The sequence below is a fragment of the Shinella sp. CPCC 101442 genome, from assembly GCF_024704725.1.
Classification (GTDB): domain Bacteria; phylum Pseudomonadota; class Alphaproteobacteria; order Rhizobiales; family Rhizobiaceae; genus Shinella.
Genome location: NZ_JALIQS010000003.1, coordinates 185,667 through 203,758, shown reverse-complemented (window position 1 = coordinate 203,758; position 18,092 = coordinate 185,667). Strand labels below are relative to the sequence as shown.

The 18,092-nt window shown below is 62.1% G+C and carries 16 protein-coding genes; 6 read left to right on the top strand and 10 right to left on the bottom strand.

Annotated elements, in window-relative coordinates; translation table 11 throughout:
* Positions 1-2 precede the first annotated feature (2 nt).
* The 4 genes from MUO32_RS11575 to fumC form a co-directional block, all read right to left on the bottom strand.
* On the bottom strand, positions 3-1,622 hold the full coding sequence (locus MUO32_RS11575) for a CAP domain-containing protein (protein ID WP_257948440.1): 1,620 nt from the start codon (positions 1,620-1,622) through the stop codon (positions 3-5).
* Positions 1,623-1,763: 141 nt separating this feature from the next.
* Positions 1,764-2,411, bottom strand: a complete 648-nt coding sequence (locus MUO32_RS11570) for a L,D-transpeptidase (protein WP_257948439.1) — start codon at positions 2,409-2,411, stop codon at positions 1,764-1,766.
* A 174-nt stretch (positions 2,412-2,585) separates the two neighbouring features.
* Positions 2,586-3,656, bottom strand: coding sequence for a GGDEF domain-containing protein (locus MUO32_RS11565; RefSeq protein ID WP_257948438.1), 1,071 nt, complete (start codon positions 3,654-3,656; stop codon positions 2,586-2,588).
* A gap of 160 nt (positions 3,657-3,816) precedes the next feature.
* Positions 3,817-5,268, bottom strand: coding sequence for a class II fumarate hydratase (gene fumC / locus MUO32_RS11560; protein ID WP_257948437.1), 1,452 nt, complete (start codon positions 5,266-5,268; stop codon positions 3,817-3,819).
* A 472-nt stretch (positions 5,269-5,740) separates the two neighbouring features.
* Here fumC and MUO32_RS11555 point away from each other — a divergent pair, with 472 nt between their 5' ends.
* A complete protein-coding gene (locus MUO32_RS11555; RefSeq protein ID WP_257948436.1) occupies positions 5,741-7,618 on the top strand; it encodes a murein L,D-transpeptidase in 1,878 nt (625 codons plus the stop codon).
* Positions 7,619-7,681: 63 nt separating this feature from the next.
* On the opposite strand, the gene MUO32_RS11550 is transcribed toward MUO32_RS11555, so the two are convergent.
* Positions 7,682-8,356: an HAD family hydrolase gene (locus tag MUO32_RS11550; protein ID WP_257948435.1), complete on the bottom strand. Its 675-nt coding sequence runs from the start codon at positions 8,354-8,356 to the stop codon at positions 7,682-7,684.
* 197 nt (positions 8,357-8,553) lie between these two features.
* On the opposite strand from MUO32_RS11550, the gene rpiA reads away from it, so the two are divergent.
* Entirely contained in the window at positions 8,554-9,252 is a 699-nt protein-coding gene (gene rpiA / locus MUO32_RS11545) for a ribose-5-phosphate isomerase RpiA (RefSeq protein WP_257948434.1), read from the top strand.
* An 18-nt stretch (positions 9,253-9,270) separates the two neighbouring features.
* Positions 9,271-9,813 (top strand): DUF2059 domain-containing protein, encoded by a 543-nt coding sequence (locus tag MUO32_RS11540; protein ID WP_257948433.1) that lies wholly within the window; start codon positions 9,271-9,273, stop codon positions 9,811-9,813.
* A gap of 84 nt (positions 9,814-9,897) precedes the next feature.
* On the opposite strand, the gene MUO32_RS11535 is transcribed toward MUO32_RS11540, so the two are convergent.
* Positions 9,898-10,188 carry a hypothetical protein gene (locus MUO32_RS11535; RefSeq protein ID WP_374708663.1) on the bottom strand — a complete coding sequence of 97 codons (291 nt, stop codon included), beginning with the start codon at positions 10,186-10,188 and terminating at the stop codon, positions 9,898-9,900.
* Positions 10,189-10,500: 312 nt separating this feature from the next.
* Between MUO32_RS11535 and gor the strand changes: the two genes are divergently transcribed.
* A complete protein-coding gene (gene gor, locus MUO32_RS11530) occupies positions 10,501-11,889 on the top strand; it encodes a glutathione-disulfide reductase (RefSeq protein ID WP_257948431.1) in 1,389 nt (462 codons plus the stop codon).
* Here the strand turns inward: gor and MUO32_RS11525 are convergent.
* Positions 11,867-12,769 (bottom strand): LysR family transcriptional regulator, encoded by a 903-nt coding sequence (locus MUO32_RS11525; protein ID WP_257948430.1) that lies wholly within the window; start codon positions 12,767-12,769, stop codon positions 11,867-11,869. The genes gor and MUO32_RS11525 overlap by 23 nt on opposite strands.
* Positions 12,770-13,321: 552 nt before the next feature.
* On the opposite strand from MUO32_RS11525, the gene MUO32_RS11520 reads away from it, so the two are divergent.
* Together MUO32_RS11520 and MUO32_RS11515 are read left to right on the top strand one after the other, a co-directional pair.
* Positions 13,322-14,695, top strand: coding sequence for a class II 3-deoxy-7-phosphoheptulonate synthase (locus MUO32_RS11520; protein ID WP_257948429.1), 1,374 nt, complete (start codon positions 13,322-13,324; stop codon positions 14,693-14,695).
* Between the two features lie 145 nt (positions 14,696-14,840).
* Positions 14,841-15,236, top strand: a complete 396-nt coding sequence (locus MUO32_RS11515; RefSeq protein ID WP_257948428.1) for a GFA family protein — start codon at positions 14,841-14,843, stop codon at positions 15,234-15,236.
* Positions 15,237-15,251: 15 nt separating this feature from the next.
* Here the strand turns inward: MUO32_RS11515 and MUO32_RS11510 are convergent, their stop codons facing one another.
* The 3 genes from MUO32_RS11510 to MUO32_RS11500 all read right to left on the bottom strand — a co-directional run bounded on the left by MUO32_RS11510 (position 15,252) and on the right by MUO32_RS11500 (position 18,068).
* Positions 15,252-16,967 carry a pilus assembly protein TadG-related protein gene (locus MUO32_RS11510; protein WP_257948427.1) on the bottom strand — a complete coding sequence of 572 codons (1,716 nt, stop codon included), beginning with the start codon at positions 16,965-16,967 and terminating at the stop codon, positions 15,252-15,254.
* A 2-nt stretch (positions 16,968-16,969) separates the two neighbouring features.
* Entirely contained in the window at positions 16,970-17,392 is a 423-nt protein-coding gene (locus MUO32_RS11505) for a TadE/TadG family type IV pilus assembly protein (RefSeq protein ID WP_257948426.1), read from the bottom strand.
* Between the two features lie 145 nt (positions 17,393-17,537).
* On the bottom strand, positions 17,538-18,068 hold the full coding sequence (locus MUO32_RS11500) for a DUF1003 domain-containing protein (protein WP_257948425.1): 531 nt from the start codon (positions 18,066-18,068) through the stop codon (positions 17,538-17,540).
* Positions 18,069-18,092 lie beyond the last annotated feature (24 nt).

The window sequence follows — 18,092 nt, the reverse complement described above, 5'->3', positions numbered from 1 at the left end:
CGTCAAAGAATGAAGTCGCCCTTCACCAGCGTAACCTTGTCATCGAGATGAAGTGCGAATTCCGCAGTCTTGTCCTTGTCGACATTGGCGTAGATGTAGGTATCCGACGCCTTCGTTACGAAGCGCAATTCCCCGGCCTTGCCGGAAAAGGCCTCCTCGCCGATGAAGGTGAAGGCGTCGTTCTTCGCCGTCGATGCGATCGCGTCGATATCGGACAGATCGATCCTGTCGCCGCCTGAATGCGAGAAATCGAAGATCGTGTCTCGACCACTCGATGCGACCTTGCTGTCCGAGAGCGCCTTGAAGATGAACCTGTCCGCGCCTGACCCTCCAGTGAGATCGTCTGCGCCCGACCCGCCATGAAGTTTGTCGTTGCCGTTGCCGCCTTTGAGGACATCGTTGCCGGCAAGGCCGCTCAGGGTGTTCTTTCCGTCATCGCCGGTCAGTGTGTCGACGAACTTGCTACCAGTGAGATTTTCGATCGAGACATAGACGTCTTTTCTAGCGTCGTTCGTGTTCGAGCCCGTGGAGGCGAGATTGGCGGTCACGCCTTTCCTGGAGGTTTCGTAGGAGGCCGTGTCCGTTCCCGCGCCGCCCTCCAGGCGGTCGCCGCCGCCGGCCCCCAAAAGCGTATCGTTGCCGTCCAGGCCCTTGAGGACATTCGCTGCGCCATTGCCGAAGAGCTTCTGGCTGCCGTCGGCGCCTGTCAGATTGGTCTTGAGAATGCCGAGGACATGCAGTTCCTTGACGTTGTCGGAAACGGACCTGACGGAAGTGTTGGACCAGACCTCGGTGCCGTTGACGACGTCCACCTTCACATTGCTTGAGCCGAGCGTCAGGCCGACGCTGACCTTGCCGCTCGACAGCGCGAAGTGCACCGTCTTGCTGCCCCCGTCGTCGTAAAGCAGCTCGTACCCGCCGCCCGCACCCGTCTTGTCCGATACCGCACCTTTGGAGGTGACACCCACATTGGCCACCTGCTCGCCGACGCTGAAGAAGTCATCGGCGATGACCTTGTCCTTGTAGACGACCCCGGTGACGAAAATCTTGTTGCCCTGGCTGGCGAAATTCTGCGTGACCATCGACGAGTTGAATGAACTGCCGCCGCCGGAGAACGTGAACGGTCCGAACCGTTGCCCGATACCCATTTCCTGAACCGCTTCGCTCAGGATGTTCGTCCGATGGCCTCGGCCGGGATAGTTTTCGTCGACGAAAAGGTCCGCATGCTGGTTGATGATCATTTCCGTCCGCATGGCGGCGGTGATCGTCTCGCTTGTTCCACGCACGGCGATGTTCTCGGCCGTGCTCCAGTTGCCCGTGAGGTTGTAGCCCGCCGCTTTTATGCGATCCGACGGGGTGACGCCGGTAAAGCCGGGCGTGTTCGCTGTTTCCTGATGCTCGAACCGATTGTTGCCCAGCATCCATTGACTATGTTTGTCTGCGGAGCGTGCAAGGGCGTCGTTACCGGCCAAGACCTGTTTCGGTGCGGTCGAAATGGTTCTGTCGGTCGGAACGCCCTCGTTCAGGGCGATGTCGAACCGTTTTGCTTCGCCCGCTGGATCCATGCGCGCCCGGTTGACCAGTTCGAGCATCAGCTGCTCTTGCGGCGTCATGTTTGCCATGCGGGGCTCCTTCACGTTGAAAAGCGGGTGGGCCGGAATGTCCGTCACGAACGTCTTGTATATATGCGGAACTGCGGTTTGAGAATGGAACCGTCTTTGGGAAGTGCAAATGCCGACGCTACGCGCCGGCATTTTTGGGGATCAGTTGCGAACGATCACCGTCACACCTGACGTTACCTGGGCGTAGAGGTGTTCGACGTCTTCGTTCGCCATGCGGATGCAACCGGACGACTGCGCCTTGCCGAGCGAGGACGGCTGGTTGGTGCCGTGGATGCGATAGATGGTCGAGCCGAGATAGATGGCGCGCGAGCCGAGCGGGTTGTCGAGGCCGCCCTTCATGGAAACCGGCAGGATCTTGCCCTTCTTGGCTTCGCGGGCACGCATGTCTTCCGGCGGCGTCCAGGTCGGCCATTCGGTCTTGCGCGTCACCTTTTCCGAACCGGTCCAGATGAAACCTTCGCGGCCGACGCTGACGGCGTATTTCATGGCAAGGCCGGAACCGAGCACGTGGTAGAGGCGGCGCTCGGAATTGTCGACGATGATCGTGCCGGGGGCGACGTCTTCGGTAAAGGCGACGAGTTCGCGGGCGATCGGCGCGCGGGAAACGGCGGCGATCTTCTTTTCCGACTTCATCGGCTTGCCGCCCGAAAGGACCTGCAGCCAGCCCGTCTTCTGCGAGGAGGACGAGAGCGAGGCGACCTCGATCTGGTCGACGGCGTTGTCGGCGGCCGATGCGGCGCCAGCGGTGGAAAGAAGGCCTGCGATAAGGGCGAGTGCGAGCTTGTTCATTGTCCTGGTCCCTGTCTGGAGTGCCGGTGCGTTTGGTGCCCGGCGTCGTGTTCTCATGGGGACGTTCTAGGACTTTGCCGGCCGTTGCGATGTTCCGGCGGGAACAGGCGGTTCCAAACGCCTCAAACGCAAAACGGCGCCCGGAGGCGCCGTTTCGAAAGGGAGGGAGGCCGTCTATTTGCGGTAGATCAGCCAGCTCTTGGCGAAATCCTTCTTCATGCCGTCCTCATAGGCCATGGTGCGGTTGCGGCCGCCGTTCTTGGCGCAATAGAGGGCGATATCGGCCTTGGAATAGAGCTCGCCGGGGCCTTCCGCCCAGGATGCCATGCAGAAGCCGAGCGAGATGGTGATCGGGCCGTAATTGACGCCGGTCTTGGAGTTCTTGAAGGGCGTGTGCTCGAGCGCGGTACGGATACGCTCGGCGATCGCCATCGCCTCTTCCTCGGTATTGCCTTCGACGATCATCGCGAATTCCTCACCGCCGGTGCGGGCAACGAGAATGTCCTTGCGCACATTGGCACGGATGAGGCTGCCGATGGTGGCAAGGATCTTGTCGCCGACGGGGTGGCCGTAGGTGTCGTTGATCTTCTTGAAGTGGTCGATATCGGCGATGATCAGCGCGGTGACATGGCGCGTCATCGTCGAATTGTACAGGGAGGAGAGCTTGTCGTCGAAGGCGCGGCGGTTGGAAAGCTGCGTCAGCGAATCCGTGTTGGCGATGCGCTTGTACTCATCGAGTTCCTTGCGCACATTGTCCATCTCGACGGACTTCTGCGTGACATTCTCCACCATCACCTTGCCTTGGCTGATGGTGTCGCCGGTCGCCTCGGTGAGGACGCTGATAACGCCCCTGATGATGTCGACGCTGGCCGAACTCTTGTTGTTGATGCGCACGAAGGTCTCGTCCAGAAGCTTGTTATAGCTTTCGAGCGAGGTCTGCTCCTGCTTGAGAAGGCGCAACAGGCCTTCCAGTTCGCCGACGATCTTCGTATGCGCGCCGTCGATGGCCGGCACACCATGATGATGGCCGAAATACTGCATGCCGATTTCGTCGAGTTCTTCCTGCGAGGCCTTGCTGCCGAGTGCGGCGAGTTCGCGCGTCAGCTTGGGGTTCGAGCCGATATAGGCCTCGTAGAACAGTTCGTAATTCCGGGGGATGGGCGACACGCCCATTATGCGCATGGCGTAGGTCACCTGGGCCGCGATATCGGGCACCTGGACCTTCTGCGCAACTGCCGTGTTCATGTCGGCTGCTCCTGGCTCATTCGTTAGCCCCCGCAAAATACTGCGCAAATGCTTTGCGAAAGATTAACGATTGTGCTTTCCCTCACGGAATACGCATAGAAAAAAGGCCGTAAATCCGGTGATTTACGGCCTTTCCACCAGAATATAAGGGGTTTCTACCTCAACCCGGCATGATCATTTTTTCGGGGCGTACAACCTCGTCGAATTCTTCGTTGGTGACGTAGCCTCCGCCGACCGCTTCGTCACGCAAGGTGGTGCCGTTCTTGTGTGCGGTCTTGGCGATCTTGGCGGCGTTGTCATAGCCGATCTTCGGCGCAAGCGCGGTCACGAGCATCAGGGAGCGGTCGAGTGCCGCCTTGATGTTGTCTTCGCGGGCCTCGATGCCGGTAACGCAATTGTCGGTGAACGAGATCGCGGCATCCGACAGGAGCTGGACGGACTGCAGGAAGTTGTAGGCCATCAGCGGGTTGAAGACGTTCAGCTCGAAATGGCCCTGGCTGCCGGCGAAGGTCAGCGAGGCGTGGTTGCCGAACACCTGGGCGCAGACCTGGGTGAGGGCTTCGCACTGGGTGGGGTTGACCTTGCCGGGCATGATCGACGAGCCGGGTTCGTTTTCCGGCAGCGCCAGTTCGCCGAGACCCGAGCGCGGGCCGGAGCCGAGGAAGCGGATGTCGTTGGCGATCTTGAAGAGAGCGGCGGCGGCCGAATTGATCGCGCCATGCGAGAAGACCATGGAATCATGGGCCGCGAGCGCCTCGAACTTGTTCGGCGCGGTCTTGAAGGCGATGCCGGTGATCGACGCAATGTGCTCGGCGACCTTTTCGGCAAAGCCGATGGGCGCGTTCAGGCCCGTGCCGACGGCGGTGCCGCCCTGGGCGAGTTCGCACAGGCCCGGCAGCGTCAGTTCGATGCGCTTGATGGAGGAGGCGACCTGCGCGGCATAGCCGGAGAATTCCTGACCAAGGGTGAGCGGCGTGGCGTCCTGCGTATGCGTGCGGCCGATCTTGATGATGTGATCGAAGGCCTTGACCTTGGCTTCGAGCGCGGCGTGCAGGTGCTTCAGCGCCGGCAGCAGGTCGTGCACGATGCGCTCGGCGCAGGCGATGTGCATGGCCGTCGGGTAGGTGTCGTTCGACGACTGGCTCATGTTGACGTGGTCGTTCGGATGCACCGGCTTCTTCGAGCCCATGACGCCGCCGAGCATTTCGATCGCCCGGTTGGAGATCACCTCATTGGCGTTCATGTTCGACTGGGTGCCCGAGCCGGTCTGCCAGACGACAAGCGGGAAGTGATCGTTGAGATTGCCGTCGATGACTTCCTGCGCGGCTTCGGTGATTGATTTGGCAAGGGCCGGATCGAGACGGCCAAGTTCGGCATTGGCGCGGGCGGCGGCCTGCTTGACGATGCCGAGCGCACGCACGACCGACAGCGGCTGCTTTTCCCAGCCGATCTTGAAGTTTCCGAGGGAGCGCTGGGCCTGCGCGCCCCAATAGCGGCTGTTGTCCACTTCGATGGGGCCGAATGTATCCGTTTCCGTGCGCGTCGATGTCATAGTGCTTCCCGCTTCTCCGAGCCCATGCGTTACGGTCTGCCGCCGGCTTTGCCGCCGCATGGGGTGCGGCAGGCCGGGCGAGCGCGGGCCTTTTGGAGGCCGCGCTGGCGCGAAAAAATCGCGCAAATCTCTGGCCTATCTGCGACCCGCTGGCAAGGGCGGAATGGCGGGATGGGACGAGACTTTCGGTTAAAATCGATTAGGCGACGACGCGGCGAAAAAGGGCCCCGCAAGGTGCCTGGTGTTGTGCCTTTTCCATCACAGCCGCCGGCTTGTTTTTTCTGGCCGTTGCGACGGATGGCGGGATTTTTTCCCTCAACGCGGGAAATTTCGACAGCAATTCAAATTTTTACGCGGCCTAATCCGTCTGGCTTGCCAGGTGTCGGCGTCACGGAGAAGTGAGGTTTGGCAGGGCTGGCGGGGAGGGGCGTTTCCTTTTCATTCACCATCCTTTCCTATAACTTACCGGCCTGCTGGTTCGGGCGCCGCCAGAGACCGCGCGTTGCGGTTCATACGGGGAATGGAAATATTTATGAAGCTGACAAAGACTGCCGTGCTGGCCGCCGCGCTGGCTCTTTCCTGCGCCACCATCACGCTCAATGCCGCGCCCGCCAATGCCCTGACGCTGTTCGACATCTTCCGTGGCAAGAAGAAGGAGCCGGTGCGCGAAGAATTGCCGGGCGTGACCACGGGGGCCGCCCTTCCGGGCGCTGAAACGAAGCAGGCCGCCAAGCCGCTGCCGCGCGTCACCGGCCCGCGCTACTACACCTACAAGGCTGATGGCCTGAAGCGCGTCGCCATCGAAAAGCTCGCCGATCCCGTCGTGACGAGTTCGATCACCGTCGATATTCCCGCAGCTGGCGATTCCGGCGTTCGCGCCGCCTTCGCCAATGTGAACGTACGCACCACGCCCGATGCCGCCAAGGCTGTGGAGACGTTCTACGCCACACAGAAGAAACTCGTCTGGATCGACGGCACCGGCATCAATGAAAAGGCGAAGAGCGCTATTGCCGTTCTCGCCGATGCTGCCTCGGTCGGCCTCGACCCCTGGGACTATGCGGTCAAGATTCCGTCGGACAGCTTTGACAGCGTCGACTTGAACAAGCGCTACGACGAGCTTGCGACTTTCGAGATCGCACTCTCTTCCGCCGTCGCCACCTATGTGCAGGACGCGGTACGCGGCCGCATCGATCCCAACCGCATCTCCGGCTATCACGATTTCAAGCGCAAGGACGTCAACATCGTCGCCGCGTTGAAGAACGTCGCGATGAGCAGCAATATCAAGGGCTATCTGGAAAGCCGTTCGCCGGCCGGCGGTGACTTCCAGGCACTGAAGGCAGAGCTTGCCAGACTGAAGGCCGAGAGCAGCGCGGAAGACCGCGTGGTGATCGCCGATGGCACGCTGCTGAAGCCCGGCCAGAGCAATCCGGAACTCGCCAATATCGTCAAGGGCATCGTCAAGCACGGCTCCGACGCGCTGAAGACCGAGCATTCGCTGACCATTGCCGGCTACAGGGATACCCCGGAATACACGCCGGAACTGGTGTCCCTCGTCGAGGCGTTCCAGAAGGAAAACGGCCTGAAGCCGGATGGTGTCGTCGGCAAGGCCTCGATCCGCAAGATGGTCGGCGGCGACAGCGCGGCCGACAAGATCGCCAAGCTGGAAGTGGCGCTGGAACAGGCGCGCTGGCTACCGGTCGATCTCGGCGCGCGCCACGTCTTCATCAACCAGCCGGCCTTCCAGGTCTATTACTACGAGGACGGCCAGGAAAAGTTCTCGATGCGCACGGTCGTCGGCTCCAAGTCGAATCAGACCTATTTCTTCGAGGATCGCATCCAGACCGTCGAAGTGAATCCCTATTGGGGCGTGCCGCAGTCGATCATCATCAACGAGATGCTGCCGAAACTGCGCAACGACCCGAACTATCTCGACCGCATGGGCTATGAAGTGGCCGTGGGTGGTCGCGCGGTCCCGTCGTCCTCCGTCAACTGGTACGGTTCCACGTCAGGCGTTTCCGTGCGCCAGCCGCCGAGTGGCGACAATGCGCTGGGCGAGCTGAAGATCCTTTTCCCGAACAGCCATGCCATCTATATGCATGACACACCGTCGAAGAGCTTCTTCAAGAAGGATATGCGCGCGCTGAGCCATGGCTGCGTGCGTCTGGCCGAGCCCCGCAAGATGGCCGCCGCCGTGCTCGGCGTGACGGAAGCCGATATCGGCAAGGAAATCGCAGGCGGCCGCAACAAGGGCATCAGCGTGAAGGCGGATATCCCGATCTACGTTGCCTATTTCACGGCATGGCCGAACAAGGACGGCGCGGTCGAGTATTTCGACGACGTCTATGGTCGCGACGACTATATGCGCAAGGCTTTCGCCGCCACGCAGAAGGCGCGTCAGGCGCAGAGCTGATATCGTCCGAAGGCAAAAGTATCGAAGGCGCCGTATCCGCAGGGATGCGGCGCCTTTCGGTTTTCAGCGCGCCAGCAGGCGCTCGATGAGATCGGGCGTCAGTTCGTCGAAATGCGTGACGACATGGTTCGGTTCAAGCTCGGCGACCGGCACGTCGGAATAGCCGAAGGGCACGCCGATGGAGGGTATACCGGCATTGCGGGCGACCAGGATGTCGTTGAGGCTGTCGCCGACCATCACCGTGCGCGTCGGATCGGCTTCGGCAAGGCGGACCGTGCCGAGCAGATGTTCGGCGTCAGGCTTGCGGACCGCGAAGGTGTCGCCGCCGGTGATCGCGGCAAAGCGCGCGGTCAGGCCGAGGCCATCGATCAGGCGGCGGGCAAGGCCTTCCATCTTGTTGGTGCAGACGGCAAGGCGGTAGCCGGAGCCGGAGAGGCGATCCATGGCGTCGACAAGACCGGGATAGGGCACGGACACGCCCGGCATCGCGCCGGCATAGTGCTCGACGAAGGCGCCCAGCATACGCTGCAGTTCGCTGTCGGAAATCTCGCGGCCGCGCAGCGAAAAAGCGCGCTTGATCATGACCTGTCCGCCGTGGCCGACGAGATAGGTGAGGTCGCCATAGCCGACGGGTTCAAGGCCTTCGAGGCCGATCGTGTGATTGAGGCTCGCCACGAGGTCGTGTGCGGTGTCGATGAGCGTACCGTCGAGATCGAAGACAACGAGAGAAGCGGACATGGGAAACCTTGTGCGAAAGATGGGAGGCGGGTCTCTCCGGTAGGCGATGGAGGCGGCATTTGCAATCGCCTTCTGCCTGCCCGGTTCCCCGCGATTTTGGCTTTCGTTTGTCCGGCGGGGCGTGTAAGTGTCTCACCGGAATTTACGGTCGCTTCGCAGGAAGGGCCGGTAGGGTTGTTTGAGGGAGTGCGTGGCGGATGGACGCCAGGGAAATGAAGATCAAGGCCGCGGAAGCCGCCCTTGCCCATGTGGAAGACGGCATGCGGCTCGGCATCGGCACCGGCTCGACGGCAGAAGAGTTCGTCCGGCTGCTGGCGGAAAAGGTGGCGGGCGGCCTCAAGGTCGAGGGCGTGCCCACATCAGAACGCACAGCGCGGCTCTGCGTCGAACTCGGCGTGCCGCTGAAGTCGCTCGACGAGCTGCCGGAACTTGATCTGACGATCGATGGCGCAGATGAGGTCGACGGCAAGCTGCGCCTCATCAAGGGCGGCGGCGGTGCGCTGCTGCGCGAAAAGATCGTGGCGGCCGCTTCGGCCCGCATGATCGTGATTGCCGACGAGACCAAGGTGGTCGAGGCGCTCGGCGCCTTCAAGCTTCCGATCGAGGTCAACCCGTTCGGCCTCGTTTCGACGCGTATCGCCATCGAGAAGGCGGCCGCGCGCCTTGGCCTTTCCGGCGCGCTCACGCTGCGCGCCTCCGGCGACGGCACCTTCACCACGGATGGTGGACACTATATTCTCGACGCATCTTTTGGCCGCATTCCTGATGCAGATGCGCTCGCAAGCAGCCTCAATGACATTCCCGGTGTCGTGGAACACGGACTCTTCATCAATATGGCGTCGCTTGCCATCATCGCCGGTCCGGCTGGTGCGCGCACGCTGACGGCGAAAGAATAGACAGGAGCACAGACCGACATGATCAAATTCGCTGGTTTCGGCCGGACCTTCGCGCTGACCCTTATCGTTTCGGCAAGCCTCGTCGGCGCCGTCAAGGCGCAGGACGTCACGGACGAACAGATGAAGACCGCCCGCGCCGCCATCGACGCCATCGCGGCGACGGCAGGCTTCGACAACATTCTTCCGAGCCTTGCCATGCGCGCCAAGGCAGCGCTCATCCAGGCTTCGCCGAACCACGAGGCCGAAATCAACGCGACCGTCGATGAGCAGGCGCTTGCGCTCGCGCCGCGCCGCGCCGATCTCGAGAAGGAAGCCGCGTCGATCTACGCAAAGACCTTCACCCAGGACGAGCTGAAGGCGATCGCCGACTTCTATTCTTCGCCTGTTGGCAAGAAGCTCCTGACCGACGGCCCGATCGCGACCCGCAGCCTCATGAAGGCGGCTGAAATCTGGGCCGCCGGCATCGGCCGCGACCTGCAGGTCGAAAGCGGCAAGAAGCTCCAGAACATCCTCGGTACGCCGCAGCCAGCCGAAGGCGGCGAAGCGCAGCCGCAGCAGTAATCATCAAAAAGGCGGCTCTCTGGCCGCCTTTCTTCTGCATCGTGATGGAAGACGCAGGCCGCCCTGTCACAGGCGGCCCGTTTTTCATTCATGGATCGTATATTCGCCGAGCTCGCAGAGGTTCTGCTTGTCGGTGGTCGTATCGAGATCGGAATCCTCGGTGAACTCGAAGCGCATGTCGTAATTGCAGACGTCGCGGCCGTCAGCGATGGTGATTTCGATCGTCTCGCCGGGGTTGAGAACCTGTTCGCCGAACACATCGTCTTCCCACTTGTCGACGCCGACGGGCGAGGTGTAGAAACGGGTCAGGACGGAGTTGGTGCCGTTCTTCAGCTGGAAGACGAGATCTTCCGCGAGAGCCGGGCCTGCAAGCATGGCGAGTGCCACTGCAGATGCAGCGAAAACTTTTAAATTAGACATATCTATCATCCGGTTAGCCCACAATCGAGCGCCTACTTCCTACGGTGTGTTGGCTCTGCGGTAAATGATATTCGTCAGATTGGCATCGCCAATTTTGGGGAGGGTATCGTTGGAACGCGCGGCTTTCCAGTTGGTCGCGTGCGGATCGTGGCGCGCTGCTCTTTTCCTTTTGTCTTCGACGTTCCTATATGGAGGAAATCAGGTGGCGGATTCGCACTGCCACACCTTTTACGGCCGTCCGGCCAGCCTTGCCCGCAGGAGATCACCATGCCGACATTCGACTACGACCTCTTCGTCATCGGCGGAGGCTCCGGCGGCGTGCGCAGCGCGCGCCTTGCGGCGAGCATGGGCAAGAAGGTGGCGATCGCCGAAGAGTTCCGTTTCGGCGGCACCTGCGTCATCCGCGGCTGCGTGCCGAAGAAGCTGTATGTCTATGCCTCGCAATTTCCCGAGCATTTCGAGGACGCGGCCGGCTTCGGCTGGACGGTCGGCGAAAGCACCTTCGACTGGCAGGCGCTCGTCGCCGCCAAGGAGAAGGAGATCACCCGCCTCGAAGGCCTCTATCGCAAGGGCCTCGACAATGCTGCTGCGACCATTCTGGCGACCCGCGCCGTGCTGGTGGGGCCGAATACCCTGCGCCTGACGGCGACCGACGAGCTGGTGACGGCCGAGCGCATCCTGATCGCCGTCGGCGGTCACCCGACGCCGCATGCCGATCTGCCCGGCCACGAACTCTGCATCTCCTCGAACGAGGCCTTCGACCTGCCGGACATGCCGAAGTCCATCGTCATCTCCGGCGGCGGCTACATCGCGGTCGAGTTCGCCAACATCTTCCACGGCCTCGGCGTCGAGACGACGCTGATCTATCGCGGCAAGCAGATCCTGTCGCGCTTCGACCAGGACATGCGTCAGGGCGTGCAGGCGGCGATGATCGCCAAGGGCATTCGCGTGATCTGCGAAGACATCATCACCAGCGTTTCGGGAACGGCGGATGGCAAGCGTTCTGTCGCCACCAAGGCCGGCGAGACGCTTGTCGTCGATCAGGTCATGCTGGCGCTCGGCCGCGTGCCGAACACGGGTAGCCTCGGGCTGGAGACGGCCGGTGTGGCGACGAACGAGCGCGGCGCCATCATCGTCGACGATTTTTCGCGCACCAATGTTTCAGGCATTTTCGCGCTCGGTGACGTTACGGATCGTGTGCAACTGACGCCGGTCGCCATCCATGAGGCCATGTGCTTCATCGAGACGGAGTTCCGCGGCAATCCGGTCTCGCCGGACCACGACCTCATCGCCACCGCCGTCTTCTCGCAGCCGGAAATCGGCACGGTGGGCTTAAGCGAAGAGGACGCGGCGAAGAAGTTCGACGATCTCGAAATCTACCGCGCCGAATTCCGGCCGATGAAGGCGACGCTGTCGGGCCGTCAGGAAAAGACGATCATGAAGCTCGTCGTCAACGCGGCGGACCGCAAGGTCGTGGGTGCACATATCCTCGGCCATGAGGCGGGCGAGATGGCGCAGCTGCTCGGCATCTCGCTGAAGGCCGGCGTCACCAAGGACGATTTCGACCGTACCATGGCGGTGCATCCGACGGCGTCCGAAGAGCTGGTGACGATGTACCAGCCGAGCTACCGCATCAAGAACGGGCAGCGGCTCTAAGCGCCGGCTTCCTTTCCACCGGGAGGCGACCGGCGAAACGATCCTCGTGGTGCTTGAAGAGTGCTGCGAGGCGATCGAGTGCGAGGCGCATTTCCGGCCGGTGGCGGTCGTCGTCGTTGACGGCGAGCCACAGCGGATGCGTGAGGGCCTCGATGGGGGCGCCCTCGCGCATCAGCGCCGGCATCGCGTCTCCCACGAATGTCGGCAGCACGCCGCGTCCCGCGCCACCGGCGATCAGCCGGGCGAGAATGTCAGGTGCGTTCGTCCAGGTGTGGATCTGGTTTTCGTGATGGCGGAAAACCCATTTCTCCGGCTCCGATACCGCGACCTCCGTGCCGATGGACACCCAGGGCAGGTCCGTCTCGAAGACGTGGTCTGCCGCGCGATAGACGGCATAGGCGACCTCCACCGACTTGCGCACGGCGACGTTTCCGGTTTTCGGGGCGGCATGGAGGAGGAAGATCATGCCGTGGCGATAGGTCAGGTCGTCGCCGGGCGGGAGCCGCTTGCAGCAGAGGCGGAAACTGTCTTCCGAGCCGCGAAGCTCACCTGTGTTGTCGGCGACGAAGCCCGTCAACCAGATATCGCCGGCAATGGAGACGATGGGCAGCGCGAAGGCATCGCCATGCCAGCGGGTGATGTCGGCCGTCGTGCGGCGGATGGTCTGTACATGCTCGAACAGCACCACGCCGTCAGGCGCAAGCCGATAGCCTTGCTGGCTGCGGACGAAGAGCGTGCGGCCCATGGCGCGCTCCAGCGCCAGCATGCGGCGGCCGATCGTCGGCGCGCTGATGCCCGTCATGGTCGCCGCGCCGGCAAGCCCGCCCTCGGCGGCGACGTGGAAGAAAAGCTGCAGATCGCTCCAGTCGACTTCCGACATATCCGGTTCCTCGTTTGCGTCTCCTTTCATAGCGCAAAAGCGGTCGCCGGTATCGCTCACCGGTGAAACGGGCATTTCATTTCCGCATCTACGAAGACCGCAAAACGGTCGCTACTTCCATGACGGACACCGCAAACAGGGAGTTTCGTCATGAACCCGGAATGGATGATCGCCTTCGATCGACAGACGACTGCAATGCAACGGTCGCAACGCAACGCCTTCGCCGACCCGCTGGAGCGGACGGAATGGCGTGGCCTGCAATGGGTGAACACTCTGTTCAGCCGACGGCTGGAACGCGGCCGGCCGCAACCGCGAAAGGCCGGGGAAAGGCCTGTTTCCGGCTGGATATTCGCATCCGGGGCGGCTTCACGCCGCTCCCGGGCCTGATTGGCGGTCTGCCGTCTGTCACAGGAAACACACCGCCGTCGCAATTGCCTCGGTGACCGCTGGAAGTTCGGCTATGCAAGAACCATCTAACGGTTTATAAGCCCGCATCTTCAAAACGGAGGGGCGCCCGCAGGCTTTCGCGAGCGCTCAGGACAGGTGAGTATCATGGCACAGAATTGGACCCCGACCAGCTGGCGGCACAAGCCCATCCAGCAGGTTCCGGATTATCCGGATCTCGCCGCATTGGCGGCGACTGAAGAGCGCCTCGCGAAGTTTCCGCCGCTCGTCTTCGCCGGCGAGGCCCGCCGCCTGAAGAGCGCGCTCGCCAATGTCGCTGATGGCAAGGGTTTTCTGCTGCAGGGCGGCGATTGCGCCGAGAGCTTCGCCGAACACGGCGCCGATACGATCCGCGACTTCTTCCGCGCCTTCCTCCAGATGGCCGTGGTCTTGACGTTTGGCGCCCAGCAGCCGGTCGTCAAGGTCGGCCGTATCGCCGGTCAGTTCGCCAAGCCGCGCTCCTCGAACACCGAGAAGCAGGGTGACGTGTCGCTGCCGTCCTACCGCGGCGATATCATCAACGGCATCGAGTTCACCGAGGAAGCCCGCATTCCGAACCCGGAACGCCAGATCATGGCCTACCGCCAGTCGGCGGCGACCCTGAACCTGCTGCGCGCCTTCGCGATGGGCGGCTACGCCAATCTCGACAACGTGCACCAGTGGATGCTCGGCTTCGTCAAGGACAGCCCGCAGGCCGAGCGCTACCGCAAGCTCGCCGACCGGATTTCCGAAACGATGGACTTCATGAAGGCCATCGGCATCACGCCGGAGAGCAATCCGAACCTGCGCGAGACCGATTTCTTCACCAGCCATGAGGCGCTGCTGCTCGGCTACGAGCAGGCGCTGACCCGCGTTGATTCGACATCCGGCGACTGGTATGCGACCTCCGGCCATATGATCTGGATCGGTGACCGCACGCGCCAGGCCGACCATGCGCATATTGAATATTGCCGCGGCATCAAGAACCCGCTCGGCCTCAAGTGCGGCCCGTCGCTGACCGGTGACGGCCTGCTTGAGCTGATCGATCTGCTGAACCCGTCCAACGAGGCCGGCCGCCTGACGCTGATCTGCCGCTTCGGTCACGACAAGGTTGCCGATAACCTGCCGAAGCTCATTCGCGCCGTCGAGCGCGAGGGCAAGAAGGTCGTCTGGTCCTGCGATCCGATGCATGGCAACACGATCACGCTCAACAACTACAAGACCCGTCCGTTCGAGCGGATCCTGTCGGAAGTCGAAAGCTTCTTCCAGATCCACCGCGCGGAAGGCACGCATCCGGGCGGCATCCATATCGAGATGACCGGCAACGATGTGACGGAATGCACGGGTGGCGCACGCGCGCTGTCGGGCGACGACCTCGCCGACCGCTACCACACCCATTGCGATCCGCGCCTCAATGCCGACCAGGCACTCGAGCTCGCCTTCCTTCTTGCCGAGCGCATGAAGGGCGGTCGCGATGAAAAGCGCATGGTTGTGAACGGTTGATCCCTATCCGTTCATGCTTTGGCTCCGTAAATTAGCGGCGCTGATGCAAGCATTCAGGAATGTGAATTTGACAGGACCGGGCCGGCTGGCAAAGCTGGCCCGGTTTTCGTTTGCGCGTCTGCGCACAATCAAAAAAGGGGAAGACATGAGCGAGACGCATTCGGGACATTGCCTTTGCGGCGCGGTGCGGTTTCGCACGTCCGGCCAGCTGCGCGAGGTGATCGCCTGTCATTGCAGCCAGTGCCGCCGGCAGACGGGGCATTTCTACGCGGCGACCAATGTGCTGGACGAGGGACTGGACGTGGAGGGCGCGGAGAGTGTCACCTGGTATCGGGCGAGCGAGACGGCAAGCCGCGGCTTCTGCCGTACCTGCGGCTCCGCATTGTTCTGGAAGGGCGACGGCTCGACCTATACGTCGATCATGGCCGGCTCGTTCGAGCAGCCGACGGGCTTGAAGATCGGCGTTCACATCTTCTGCGCCGACAAGGGCGATTACTACGAGATCCCCGACGACGCGCCCCAATACGCTCAAGGCAGATGAGGCGCGTCGTCTCCGCTACTGCACCAGAGCGGGGCGCTGGCAGCGCACGCCCGTGACCCGGATATCCGCTTCCCCGACCCGGACGCCGACGACCAGCAGCAGGTTGTAGAGCAGCTCGTCGATCGGCGCCGTCACCGTCGCCAGCGTCGAGGCAAGCGCCGATGTCACCGCCTTTGGCGTGCCGAGCGTGAGGAAGAGGATCTGGACATCGAGGTCGAGGTTTTCCAGAAGCGTCTTCGTCGTAGAGGTCAACGTGCTGCGCGTCGAAACGGTCTTGATGGTGCGTGACGCGATTTCCGTCGGCGAGAAGGCGAGGCGGGTGCGGCCGAGGTTTTTCGCCTCGACATGGGCAATGGCATCGATACGCACCAGGCCGGAATCGAGGATGCGTGCCTTCTGGACGCGCGGCTCGTCGGAAAAGTCCGACAGGACGGACGGATCGACCTTGCCGAGCGCAATTTCAGCGACACCCGGCACGGCATCGACTGAGACATTGGCATTCTCCGCCGTGCCTCCGAGACAGCGGATATCGGCGAGCTTGGCTTCGGAGGCCGCGACTTCGACATAGAGCGGCAGCTTGATGCGCAGGCCCGCAAGCGTCGCCAATCCGTCGAAGCTCACCTCCACGGCAAGCCGCGTTTGGGCGCTGCGCACCGCGCTGCCCGGCTCACCGAGGCGATGGGCGGGCGTTTCGACCGGCGGCTCGCCGATCGCAAGGCGCACGCTGACGGCGGCAAGGCCGGGCAGCGAGGTGCCGAGATCGAGCGCCACCTGGTTCTTGCCATTGGCGAGCGCCGCGGCGGCCGAGACCATCTGCAGCGCATTGATCGACATCTTCCAGTCACCACCAGTGGCGACCGCAACGCCCTTCTTCGGATCGATATTGAGGATGCGCGACAGCGGCAACTTGACCTTGCTGCTCGCCGTCGCCTGTTCGATTGCCCTAAGCGTCGAGCGCGTCGTGGCCGAAAGGCCTTCGACCGCCCGCATGGACGCGAGAAGTTGCGGCATCGTCACGCCGGCATTCAGCACGTCTTCATAGGTTGCCGCCGTGAGGTTCAGTTCCGTCGCAACGGCCTTCAGGAACGGATTGATCGCTATGTCGGCGTCGAGCAGCGCCCGGTAGTCCATCACTTTCAGCGACAATTTCGTGCCAAGCAACTGGCCAAGCAGCGCGTTGAGAATACCGTCATTGAGGCTGGCAAGCCGCGTGCCCACGGAGAACGCGGCGATCTTGTTGCGCGCCGCCGACCCCACCGCCGTCAATACCGGCGATTTGGCCGTGAAGATCGAAGCGACGAACAGATCGCCCGACCGCGACAGCGTCACGCGTGCGGCATCAGCATCGGCGCTCGTCGCCTTGAAGCGCTGTTCCGGCGCGATGTCGGGATTTGCAACGTAGCGACCGCGCTCGACCTTTGCCTTGGCAGGCGTGCGCCCGGAGCCCGGCAGGACGACTGGCGCGATGATGTTGCCATCGCTGCCGGCAACGGAGACGGGCAGGCCGTTCAACGCGAAATAGGCCGCGGCCGATTTTTCCGCCTCGCCGACATTCGCGGCCGCGGCAATGGCGGCGAGATCGGCGGATGCCTGCAACTGGCGCTGCTGCACCGTGAGGTAGCCATAATCGACACCGAGCGCGACGGAGAAGATCACCAACGGCAAGCTGAGTGCGGCGAGCGTGCCGATATTGCCGGAACGGTTCGAAACCAACGAATTGAGACGTTTCATGGTCACATCCCTCCCACGCGCACGGTGGCGTAACGTTCGATCTTGTCCTCGGGCAAGGCGAAGGTGAACATCTTCCAGATGGGCAGATCACTCGAATCGTAGGTGATCGTGACGGTGAACTGGTCCGGATTGTTTGGGTCGTCGGAGACCAGCACCTTCATCTTCCGGCGGTTGATGAACGAGTAGTTGAACCGCGAGGCATCGAGATAGTGATTGACGAGCGTCACGCGCTCGCTCGAATTGAGGCCTGCGACGGCAGTTCTTGCAGCATCGGCGGCGATCTGTTGCACCGAGTGCGTCACGGAAAGGTAGATGCCGTAAGCGATCAGCGTGAAGAGAACGAGGAAGAAGAGCGGGGCGACGATCGCAAATTCCAGCGCCGAAGTGCCATTGCGATCCGTCGACAGGCGGGACAAGACGTGCATGACATGTCCTCCTTGGTTTAACGAACAACCTAAGTTTCCCGCATCCTTGAATTGCGGATGCAGCCTAACGGTGCGCCCGAAATGTTAATTTCTCCTATAGGTTCACATCCCTACATTTATCCTCACCTTGGGTTGTAACAAAGTGTTACATTCTGTTTCGTAACGCTTCATGCAGCCGCAGGATTTCCATTTTCAATGCCGCAATCTCGCCGACGAAGTGGGTGTCGATCTTGTGATGCAGCGCCATCAGTTCGATCTCGGCCTTGAGGTTGACCTCGTAGTCCTTGCTGGCCTCGAAACGGTCGCGGGAGGCTTGCCGGTTCTGTGACATCATGATGATCGGCGCCTGCAAGGCGGCGAGCATGGAGAGCACGAGATTGAGGAAGATGAAGGGGTAGGGGTCGAAGGCGTCTTTCGTCAGCAGGATCGTGTTGGCCAGGGTCCAGATGAAGAGGAAGACGAGGAAGCTGATGATGAAGGTCCAGGAGCCGCCGACGCGCGCGATGGCATCCGCGACGCGTTCGCCGGGCGATTGCTTCGACTGGTAGGCGACGTTCCTGTCTTCCGACAGGATGCGGCCCTCACGAGAGTGGAGAAGAACCTCGCGCTCGGTTTCGTCGAGCTGGTCGGACGGTTTGCCGAAGAGGATCTGGGAGGCGTCGTCGAAGGGTTTCATGGCTAGGGCCCCGGAAAGAGAATC

Coding starts and splice junctions, on each gene's coding strand:
- MUO32_RS11575 (WP_257948440.1), bottom strand. CDS start 1,622: ATGGCAAACATGACGCCGCAAGAGCAGCTGATGCTCGAACTGGTCAAC.
- MUO32_RS11570 (WP_257948439.1), bottom strand. CDS start 2,411: ATGAACAAGCTCGCACTCGCCCTTATCGCAGGCCTTCTTTCCACCGCT.
- MUO32_RS11565 (WP_257948438.1), bottom strand. CDS start 3,656: ATGAACACGGCAGTTGCGCAGAAGGTCCAGGTGCCCGATATCGCGGCC.
- fumC (WP_257948437.1), bottom strand. CDS start 5,268: ATGCGGCGGCAAAGCCGGCGGCAGACCGTAACGCATGGGCTCGGAGAA.
- MUO32_RS11555 (WP_257948436.1), top strand. CDS start 5,741: ATGAAGCTGACAAAGACTGCCGTGCTGGCCGCCGCGCTGGCTCTTTCC.
- MUO32_RS11550 (WP_257948435.1), bottom strand. CDS start 8,356: ATGTCCGCTTCTCTCGTTGTCTTCGATCTCGACGGTACGCTCATCGAC.
- rpiA (WP_257948434.1), top strand. CDS start 8,554: ATGGACGCCAGGGAAATGAAGATCAAGGCCGCGGAAGCCGCCCTTGCC.
- MUO32_RS11540 (WP_257948433.1), top strand. CDS start 9,271: ATGATCAAATTCGCTGGTTTCGGCCGGACCTTCGCGCTGACCCTTATC.
- MUO32_RS11535 (WP_374708663.1), bottom strand. CDS start 10,188: ATGCTTGCAGGCCCGGCTCTCGCGGAAGATCTCGTCTTCCAGCTGAAG.
- gor (WP_257948431.1), top strand. CDS start 10,501: ATGCCGACATTCGACTACGACCTCTTCGTCATCGGCGGAGGCTCCGGC.
- MUO32_RS11525 (WP_257948430.1), bottom strand. CDS start 12,769: ATGTCGGAAGTCGACTGGAGCGATCTGCAGCTTTTCTTCCACGTCGCC.
- MUO32_RS11520 (WP_257948429.1), top strand. CDS start 13,322: ATGGCACAGAATTGGACCCCGACCAGCTGGCGGCACAAGCCCATCCAG.
- MUO32_RS11515 (WP_257948428.1), top strand. CDS start 14,841: ATGAGCGAGACGCATTCGGGACATTGCCTTTGCGGCGCGGTGCGGTTT.
- MUO32_RS11510 (WP_257948427.1), bottom strand. CDS start 16,967: ATGAAACGTCTCAATTCGTTGGTTTCGAACCGTTCCGGCAATATCGGC.
- MUO32_RS11505 (WP_257948426.1), bottom strand. CDS start 17,392: ATGCACGTCTTGTCCCGCCTGTCGACGGATCGCAATGGCACTTCGGCG.
- MUO32_RS11500 (WP_257948425.1), bottom strand. CDS start 18,068: ATGAAACCCTTCGACGACGCCTCCCAGATCCTCTTCGGCAAACCGTCC.